The organism is Streptomyces sp. NPDC023527 (assembly GCF_055560115.1).
In genome coordinates, this window is sequence record NZ_JBVHJJ010000025.1 from 1 (window position 1) to 10,708 (window position 10,708).

Annotated in this window: 2 pseudogenes; both read right to left on the minus strand. The window is 72.7% G+C overall.

The annotated features are described in order from the left end of the window. A pseudogene (locus ACZ303_RS31675) lies at positions 1 to 3,769 on the minus strand (type I polyketide synthase); the annotation flags it as partial. Between the two features lie 150 nt (positions 3,770 to 3,919). Then, positions 3,920 to 10,669: pseudogene (locus ACZ303_RS31680) on the minus strand (type I polyketide synthase); the annotation flags it as partial. Positions 10,670 to 10,708: the final 39 nt, after the last annotated feature.

The following is a 10,708-nucleotide window of genomic DNA, read 5'->3' on the forward strand; positions in this document are numbered from 1 at the left end:
CCAACACCCGACCCACGACGGCCCGTACGTCGTCGGCCCCCGACGCGAGCGACACCGCGACCACATCGGGAACCTCGGCCCCCGCAATCGGAAGGTCCTCGCGCACCTCCACCTCGCCACCGCCTGAGACGGCGCCACACGGCGTCCAGTCCACGCGGTACAGCGGCTGCCGCTCCCCCGCCAGTTGGTCGGCGGTCACCGGGCGCAGAGCGAGCCCGTCGACGGAGAGCACCTGCCTGCCGGTCCCGTCCGCGACGCGCAGAGAGACGGAGTCCCGGCCTGCCAGGGTCAGCCGTACGCGCAGCGCCGTGGCGCCGGTCGCGTACAGGCTCACGCCGCTCCACGAGAACGGGATCCGCCCCTGGCCGGTGTCCTCGACGAAGTCGCCCAGGCCGACGGCGTGCAGCGCGGCATCCAGCAGGGCCGGGTGCACGCCGAAGCCCGTGGTGTGCACACCCTCCGGAAGAGCGATCTCGGCGAACACCTCGTCGCCGCGCCGCCAGCCCGCTCGTACGCCCCTGAAGACGGGGCCGTAGTCCAGGCCGAGATCGGCCATGCGGTCGTAGAGGGCGTCGGTGCCGACCGGGGAGGCTCCGGCGGGGGGCCACTCGGCGAGGTCGAACTCCTCGCGGCGGCTCGTGGTGACCGTACCGGTCGCGTGGCAGGTCCACGGGTCGGCGACGGTGGCGTCGTCGGGCCGCGAGTAGATGCGCACGGCGCGGCGGCCCGCTTCCTCGGCGCCGTCGACGACGACCTGGAGCTGGATGCCGCCCTGGGCGGGCAGGACGAGCGGGGCCGCGAGGGTGAGCTCCTCGACGCGTTCGCAGCCGACCTGGTCACCGGCTCGGATGGCCAGTTCGACCAGGGCCGTGCCGGGGAGCAGCACCGTACCCATGACGACGTGGTCGGCCAGCCAGGGGTGGGTGGCGAGGGACAGTCGGCCCGTCAGCAGCAGACCTTCCCCGTCGGCGAGCCCCACCGCCGCGCCCAACAGCGGATGGTCGGCGGACCACAGGCCGGCACCGGTGAGGTCGCCGGCGACCGGGCGGGTTTCGAGCCAGTACCGCTCACGCTGGAAGGCGTAGGTGGGGAGGCCCCCGGTACGGGCGTCGCGACCCGCGAACACCGCGTCCCAGTCGAGACCGACACCCTGTACGTACAGGTGGGCGAGGGCGGTGGTGACGGCCTCGGCTTCGGGGCGGTCGGTGCGGAGGGCCGGGATCGCGACACCGGTCCCGTCGAGGGTCTCCTGCGCCATGGCGGTCAGGACACCGCCGGGGCCGATCTCCAGGAAGGTACGGGCGCCTTCGGCCGTCAGCGTGTCGACGGCGTCGGCGAAGCGGACGGCCTGACGGACGTGACGGACCCAGTACTCCGGGTCGCACACCTCGTCCGCCGATACAAGCTCTCCGGTCAGCGTCGAGACGATCGGCAGCTCCGGAGCGGAGAAGGCCAGACCCTCCGCGACCGTGCGGAACTCCGCCAGCATCGGCTCCATCAGCGGAGAGTGGAACGCATGGGAGACCGTGAGGCGCTTGGTCTTACGACCCTCAGCCGCCAGGCGCTCGGCGATCGCCGTCACCGCGCCCTCGGCACCCGAAATGACCACCGACGTGGGCCCATTGACGGCCGCAATGCCCGCCTCATGACCCTCAAGCAGCGGAAGAACCTCGGCCTCCATCGCCTGCACCGCCACCATCACACCACCGGCCGGCAACGCCTGCATCAACCGACCACGAGCAGCCACCAAAGCCGCCGCATCAGCCAGGGAAAGAACCCCCGCCACATGCGCGGCGGCCAGCTCACCAATCGAATGCCCGGCCAGGAAGTCCGGCCGCACACCCCACGACTCCACCAGACGGAACAACGCCACCTCGACCGCGAACAACGCAGGCTGCGTATAGCCCGTCTCGTTCAGCGCCTCAGCATCCTCACCGAACACCACATCCCGCAGCGGACGCTCCAGACGCCCCTCCAACTCCCCGCACACCACGTCAAACGCCTCGGCGAAAACAGGGAACGCGTCATACAACTCACGCCCCATCCCCAACCGCTGACTCCCCTGACCCGAGAACAACAGCGCCACCGTCTGCCTGGCGGCGGCCGTTCCCGTGACGAGCCCCGGAGCGTCCTCGCCGTTCGACAGGGCGTCGAGGGCTCGGCGCAGGTCGTCGTGGTCCGTGGCGACGACGGCGGCGCGGTGGTCGAGCGCCGCGCGCGTCGTCGCCGTGGACAGGCCGAGGTCTGCCAGCGGCGAGCGGTCGGAGGTGGTGTCGGTGTGGTGCAGGAGGCGGGCGGCCTGGGCGCGCAGGGCCTCCGGTGTCTTGGCGGAGAGGACCACGGGGGTCGGCAGGGAGCGTGCGACCGGGGTGCGGTGGGTCTCGGTGGTCTCGCCCGACGCGGATTCCGGTTCGGGGGCCTCTTCGATGATGGTGTGGGCGTTGGTGCCGCTGAAGCCGAAGGAGGAGACGGCGGCGCGCCTGGGGCGGCCCTGTTCCTTCCATTCGACGGGGTCGGTCAGCAGCCGTACCGCGCCCGCCGACCAGTCGACGTGCGGGGTGGGCTCGTCCACGTGCAGAGTCCTGGGGAGGACGCCGTGTCGCATGGCCTGCACCATTTTGATGATGCCGCCGACGCCCGCCGCCGCCTGGGTGTGGCCGACGTTGGACTTGAGCGAGCCCAGCCACAGCGGCCGGTCGGCTTCCCGCTGCTGCCCGTACGTGGCGAGCAGGGCCTGGACCTCGATCGGGTCGCCCAGGGTCGTGCCGGTGCCGTGTGCCTCCACCGCGTCCACGTCCGCCGGTGACAGGCCGGCGTTGGTGAGGGCCTGGCGGATCACACGCTGCTGCGAGGGGCCGTTGGGGGCGGTGAGGCCGTTGGAGGCGCCGTCCTGGTTGACGGCCGAGCCGCGGATGACGGCGAGGACGGGGTGGCCGTTGCGGCGGGCGTCGGAGAGGCGCTCGACGAGGAGCATGCCGACGCCTTCGGCCCAGCCGGTGCCGTCGGCCGCCGCCGCGAAGGGCTTGCAGCGGCCGTCGGCCGCGAGGCCGCGCTGGCGGCTGAAGTCGACGAAGGAGGTGGGGGTGAGCATGGCCGTGACGCCGCCGGCCAGGGCCATGTCGCATTCGCCCTGGCGCAGCGCCTGTACGGCCAGGTGGAGGGCCACGAGGGACGACGAGCACGCCGTGTCGACGGTGACGGCGGGGCCTTCGAGGCCGAAGGTGTAGGCCACGCGGCCGGAGACGACGCTGGCCGCGCTGCCGGTGCCGATGTAGCCCTCGACGTCCTCGACCGCCTGCTGGAGCACGGACGTGTGGTCGTGGTACATCACGCCGGCGAAAACGCCGGTGCGGCTTCCCTTGAGGGAGGTCGGGTCTATTCCGGCGCGTTCGAAGACCTCCCAGGAGGATTCCAGCAGAATGCGCTGCTGCGGGTCCATGGTGAGGGCCTCGCGAGGCGATATTTCGAAGAGTCCGGCGTCGAACAGGTCGATGTCTTCGAGGAATCCGCCCGCGCGGACGTGGCTGGTGCCCCGGGTCTCCGGGTCGGGGTCGTAGAGCGCGTCCAGGTCCCAGCCGCGGTCGGTGGGGAATGCCGATATCGCGTCCCCGCCGTCCACGAGCAGTTGCCACAGGTCTTCCGGCGAACTGACCCCACCCGGGAAGCGGCAGCTCATCGCGGTGATCGCGATCGGCTCGCGCCGGTTCTCGTCGATCTCCTGAAGCCGCTCGCGGGCCTCGTGCAGGTCAGCCGTCACTCGCCTGAGGAAATAGCGCAGCTTTTCCTCGTTGTTCACCTGAGGGTCGTTCACCGGAGGTCACCTCTTGCAGAAAGCCCATGGAGCGGAAGGTCGGGAATTACGTGGCGGGGAGGGGAAGGGGCCCGGTCCGGGGAAAGTCCGCGGACCCCTTCATTCGGTTCAGGAGATCCCGAATTCCTTGCCGATGAAGTCGAACATCTCGTCGTCCGTCGCGGCCTGGAGCTCGTCGGCGACGTTCGCGCCTTCCTGCTCCGGCGAGGACGACGCGTTCGTGTCGGCCGGTCCCGCGGCCCACTGGTCCGCCAGGGACCGCAGTCGCGAGGCGACGGCGGTGCGGCCGTCGTCGTCGTGGGCCGTGCGGTGCAACGCCGCCTCGATCCGGTCGAGTTCGGCGAGCAGCGCGGTGACGCCCCGGTCGTTGTCGTCGTCCCGGCCGGCGGCGGGCGCGGTCTCGGCCCGCAGGTGTCCCACGAGGTCGTCGGGGGTCGGGTAGTCGAAGATCAGGGCGGGTGCGAGGCGCAGGCCGGTGGCGGAGGCCAGTCGGTTGCGCAGTTCCACCGCCGTCAGCGAGTCGAAGCCGAGGTCGCGGAACGCCTGGCCGGGCCGTACCGCGTTCGCCGAGGGCAGGTCGAGTACGGCGGCGACCTCGTGGCAGACCAGGTCCAGGAGCAGCTTGTTCTGCTCGGCCTCGGTCAGGCCCGCCAGCCGCGCCGACAGCGGCGCCGCCTCGGCCTTCTCCGCGCTCGCCGCAGCCGCCCGTCGTGCCGGTACGCGCACCAGTCCTCGGAGAAGGTCCGGCAGCGAGCCCGCCGCGGCCCGATCGCGCAGCCCGGCCCGGTCGAGCCGTACGGGCACCACGGTGGTGCCGCCCGAGGCGGACGCGGTGTCGAAGAGGGCCAGGCCCTCCTCGGTGGAGAGCGGGAGGACTCCGCTGCGGGCCATCCTGCCGCGGTCGGCGTCGTTCAGTTCGCCGGTGATCCCGCTGCTCTCGGCCCACAGCCCCCACGCCAGCGACACCGCCGGCAGCCCGGCAGCCCGCCGCTGCTGTGCCAGCGCGTCCAGGAACGCGTTGGCGGCGGCGTAGTTGCCCTGCCCGGCGCTGCCGAACACCCCGGCGGCCGAGGAGAACAGCACGAACGCGGAGAGTTCCATGTCCCGCGTCAGTTCGTCCAGGTGCAGCGCGGCGTCCACCTTCGGCCGGAAGACCCGGTCGATGCGCTCGGGCGTCAGCGCCGAGACGATGCCGTCGTCGGTCACACCGGCCGCGTGCACCACACCCGTCAGCGGGTGTTCGGCGGGCACCGCCGCCAGGACCCCGGCGAGCGCGGCCCGGTCGGCGACGTCGCAGGCCGCCACGGTGACCCGGGCGCCGTGTGCCGTCAGCTCCGTCTCCAGCTCGGCCATGCCCTCGGCCGCGGCTCCCCGCCGGCTGACCAGCAGCAGCTGCCGGACGCCGTGCTCGGTCACCAGGTGGCGGGCCACCAGCCGGCCCAGGGTGCCGGACGCGCCGGTCACCAGGACCGTGCCGTCGGCGGCGAAGGACAGGCCGTCGAGCGCGGCCGGCGCCGGCACGGCGTGGACCAGCCGGGGCACGAGCACCTCACCGTTGCGGACGGCGAACTGCTCCTCGCCCGCGTCGAGCAGCGCCGGCAGTGCCCGTACGGACGCGGGGTCGCGGTCCAGGTCGACCAGGACGAAACGGTCGGGGTTCTCCGTCTGTGCCGAGCGCACCAGGCCCCGGATGGCCGCCTGGGCCGGGTCGACCTCCTTGTCGCCCTCCTTCGTGGCCACGGCGTTGCTGGTCAGGACGACGAGCGTGGCGTCGGCCCGGCGGTCGTCGGCCAGCCACTCCTGCAGGAGCGCCAGCGTGTGGTGCGCGGTGATACGGGCGTGCCGCGCGGGGCGATCGCTGTCGGCGTGGACGCCGACGGTCGCCAGGACGACGGTGGGCGGCGTGGCGCCCGGGTCGCCGTCCTCGGCGGTGCGCTCCGCGCTCACCAGGTCCGGGTGGAACGAGGCGCGCATGCCCGCTTCCTCGACGGCCGCGCGCAGCCCGTCGTCGTCACCGACCACGACCCACGATCCGCTCATCGGAACCTCCGGGGTGAGTAGGGGTGTCCAGTCGACGCGGTAGAGCGATTCCGGACCGCTCCGCCCCGCCTGCGCGAGTTGCTCGGCCGACACCGGGCGCAGTACGAGCGAGTCGACCGAGGCGACGGGCCGGCCCGTACCGTCGGCGACGCGCAGCGCCACCGCGTCCTGGCCGGCGTCGGCGGCCGTCAGCCGCACCCGCAGCGTGGTGGCGCCGGTGGCGTGCACGGCCACTCCGCCCCACGAGAACGGGATCCGTGCCTCACCGGTGTCCGGTAGCAGTCCGCCCAGTCCGACCGCGTGCAGCGTGGAGTCGAGCAGCGCCGGATGGACGGCGAATCCGTGGACGTCCATGCCCTCGGGCAGGGCGACCTCGGCGAACACCTCGTCGCCGCGCCGCCACAGCCCACGCAGCCCCTGGAACACGGGCCCGTAGCCGAAGCCCAGGTCGGCCAGGCGCTCGTAGGCGCCGTCGAGTTCCACGGCGGAGGCGCCGGGGACCGGCCACCGCGCCAGGTCGAAGTCGTCGTCGCCCGTGATGCCGGGGGCGGGTGCGACGGTGCCGGTCGCGTGGGACGTCCACGCGTCGCCGGCATCGGCGGATTCCGGGCGCGAGTAGATCGTCACCGGGCGGCGTTCCGCCGCGTCGGGACCGCCCACCACGACCTGGAGCCGGACCGAGCCCTGCGCGGGCAGCACGAGCGGCGCGCCCAGGGTCAGCTCGTCGAGGAGCCCGCAGCCCACCTCGTCGGCCGCGCGTACCGCGAGGTCCACGAGGGCGGTACCGGGCAGCAGCACCGTCCCCAGCACCGCGTGATCGGCCAGCCAGGGCTGAGCGGACAGCGACAGCCGCCCGGTCAGCAGGGCACCTTCACCATCGGCCAGCGCGACGGCGGCACCCAGCAGCGGATGATCGGCCGCCGTCTGCCCGACGGACACCGGGTCGCCCGTGACGGTCCCGGAGTCCAGCCAGTAGTGACGGCGCTGGAAGGCGTAGGTGGGCAGGTCGACGAGGCGGGCGCCGGGATGGACGGCGGACCAGTCGAGGGAGATGCCGTCGACGTGGAGAGCGGCGAGGGCCGTGGTGACGGCCACGTCCTCGGGGCGGTCGGAGCGGAGGGAGGGGATGGCGGTGGCCGCCTCGTCCAGGGTCTCCTGGGCCATGGCGGTCAGGACACCGCCGGGGCCGATCTCCAGGAAGGTGCGGGCACCTTCGGCGGCAAGGGCCTCGACCGCGTCGGCGAAACGGACGGCCTGGCGGACGTGGCGGACCCAGTATTCGGGGTCGCACACTTCCTCGGCCGAGACGAGTTGTCCGGTGAGCGTCGAGACGATCGGCAGCGTGGGGGCGGAGAAGGCAAGCCCCTCGGCCACCGTGCGGAACTCCGCCAGCATCGGCTCCATCAGCGGAGAGTGGAACGCATGCGAGACCGTGAGGCGCTTGGTCTTACGACCCTCAGCCGCCAGGCGCTCGGCGATGGCCGTCACCGCGTCCTCGGCACCCGAAATGACCACCGACGTGGGCCCATTGACGGCCGCGATGCCCGCCTCATGACCCTCAAGCAGCGGAAGAACCTCGGCCTCCGTCGCCTGCACCGCCACCATCACACCACCGGCCGGCAGCGCCTGCATCAGCCGACCACGAGCAGCCACCAGAGCCGCCGCATCAGCCAGGGAAAGAACCCCCGCCACATGCGCGGCGGCCAGCTCACCGATCGAATGCCCGGCCAGGAAGTCCGGCCGCACGCCCCACGACTCGACAAGGCGGAAAAGGGCGACCTCGACGGCGAACAACGCAGGCTGTGTGAACCCGGTCCGGTTCAGCTTCTCCGCGTCCTCGCCGAACATCACCTCCCGCACCGACTCCTCAAGGTGCCGGTAGAGCTCCCCGCACACCGCGTCGAAGGCGTCCGCGAAGACGGGGAACGCGTCGTACAGCTCACGCCCCATCCCCAGCCGCTGACTCCCCTGACCCGAGAACAACACCGCAAGCTTGCCCTCACGCCCGGTCTCGCCCTCGACCACATGCGCCACGGAAGAACCATCGGCCACAGCCTGCAACCCGACCGTCAGTTCGGCGAGATCCGAGCCGACGACCACCGCACGGTGCTCCAGCGCCGCGCGCGACGTCGCCAGCGAGAAGCCGACGTCCGCCAGGGCGAGTTCCGGGCGCTCGGCCACGTACGACCGCAGCCGTTCCGCCTGCTCGCGCAGTGCCGCCGGGTCCTTGGCGGAGATCACCCACGGGACGACCGTCCCGCAGGCGGCCTGTGAGGGTTCGTACTCCTCGGCGGGACCCTGCTCGATGACCACGTGTGCGTTCGTGCCGCTGACGCCGAAGGACGACACGGCCGCCCGGCGGGGACGTCCGCTGTCCGACCACTCGACAGGCTCCGTCACCAGCCGCACGGCGCCCGCCGCCCAATCGACGTGGGCCGTGGGCTCGTCGACGTGCAGGGTCTTCGGGACCACCCCGTGACGCATGGCCATGACCATCTTGATGACGCCCGCGACACCGGCGGCGGCCTGGGTGTGACCGATGTTGGACTTCAGCGAACCCAGCCACAGCGGCCGGTCGCCGTCCCGCTCCTGCCCGTACGTCGCCAGCAGCGCCTGCGCCTCGATCGGGTCGCCCAACGTCGTGCCCGTACCGTGCGCCTCCACCGCGTCCACGTCCGCCGGCGACAGACCCGCCGCTGCCAGCGCCTGCCGGATCACGCGCTGCTGCGCGGGACCGTTCGGAGCCGTCAGACCGTTCGACGCGCCGTCCTGGTTGATCGCGCTGCCGCGCACCACCGCGAGCACCTTGTGCCCGTTGCGTCGCGCGTCCGACAGCCGCTCGACGAGGAGCATGCCCGCGCCCTCGGCCCAGCCGGTGCCGTCGGCGTCGGCGGAGAACGCCTTGCAGCGACCGTCCGCCGCGAGGCCGCGCTGGCGGCTGAACTCCACGAACGTGCTGGGCGTCGACATCACGGTCACGCCGCCGACCAGGGCCATCTCGCACTCACCCTGCCGCAGCGCCTGCGCCGCCAAATGCAGGGCCACCAGCGACGACGAGCACGCCGTGTCCACCGTCACCGCCGGGCCCTCCAGCCCGAAGGTGTACGCGATGCGGCCCGACGCGATGCTGCCGGAGCTGCCCATGCCCATGTGGCCCTCAAGGCCGTCCGGTACGACGGAGACCCGCGACCCGTAGTCGTGGTACATCACACCAGCGAACACGCCCGTCCGCGAGCCCCTCGCCGACAACGGGTCGATCCCGGCCCGCTCGAACGCCTCCCAGGACGTCTCCAGCAGCAGCCGCTGCTGCGGGTCCATCGCCAGGGCCTCGCGCGGCGAGATACCGAAGAACGCCGGGTCGAACTCGCCTGCCTCGTAGAGGAAGCCGCCGTCCCGCGTGTAGCTGGTGCCGGCGTGGTCCGGGTCCGGGTGGTAGAGGGCTTCGAGGTCCCAGCCGCGGTCGGCCGGGAAGCCGCCGATGGCGTCGCCGCCCTCGCTCACCAGGCGCCAGAGCTCGTCGGGGGTCCGGACGCCCCCGGGGAGCCGGCAGCTCATGCCCACGATCGCGATCGGCTCGTCGACGGCTGCCGACGACACCGCGGCGGTGTCGTCCGCCGCGTTCGGCGAGGAACCGACCAGCTCCTCCAGCAGATACCGCGCGAGTGCCTCGGGCGTCGGGTGGTCGAAGACCAGCGTCGCCGGGAGCCGCAGGCCGGAGGCCGAGTTCAGGGCGTTGCGGAGTTCGACCGCCGTCAGGGAGTCGAAGCCGAGCTCCCGGAACTGGCGGTCCACCGCGACGGCCGCCGCCGACTCATGGCCGAGGACCATGGCCACCTGCTCGCGTACGAGATCGCGCACCGCCTCGTACTGCTCGGACCCGGCGAGCCCGCCGAGCCGTCGCGCGAGCGAGGACCCCGCGGGGCTCGTGGCGTCGGCGGCCGATGTCGTACGGCGCACGGGGGTGCGTACGAGGCCCTGGAACAGCGTCGGCAGGGCACCGGAACGTGCCTGCGCCTGAAGGGCGGTGCTGTCCAGGAGCGCCGGTACGACCACGGGCAGGCCGGCGCGGTTGGCGGCGTCGAACATCGCCAGGCCGTCCGTCGCCTCGATCGCGACGAGCCCGGTGCGGGAGATGCGGCGCTGGTCGGCGTCGTTGAGGGCACCGCTCAGGGCACTGCTCTCGGCCCACAGACCCCAGGCCATCGACACCGCCGGAAGACCCGCCGCCCGACGCTGCTGGGCGAGAGCGTCGAGGAAGGCGTTCGCCGCCGCATAGTTGCCCTGACCCGCGCTACCGAAGACACCGGCGGCGGAGGAGAAGAGAACGAAGGCCGACAGGTCGAGATCACGCGTCAGCTCGTGCAGGTTGAGCGCCGCGTCCACCTTCGGACGGAAGACGGCGTCGATACGGTCCGGGGTGAGGGCGGAGACGATGCCGTCGTCCGTCACACCCGCCACGTGCACCACACCCGTCAGCGGATGTTCGGCCGACACCGCGCCCAGCACCCCGGCCAGCGCGTCCCGGTCCGCCACATCGCACGTGACGGTCTCGACCTCCGCGCCCAGCGTCTCCAGCTCGGCCTCGAATGCGGTGGCGCCCTCCGCGAGCGGACCACGGCGACTCGCCAGCAGCAGGCGTCGTACGCCGTGCTCGGTGACCAGGTGGCGGGCCACCAGTCGGCCCAGGGTGCCGGACGCGCCCGTGACCAGGACCGTGCCCTCACCGCTGAAGGCCACACCCGGCTCCCGCGCCGGGAGGGCCCGTACCAGGCGGGGTACGAGCAGCTCGCCACCCCGCACGGCCACCTGCGGCTCGTCGAGCCCCAGGGCGGCGGCGGGAAGCGTCTCACCGTCGCC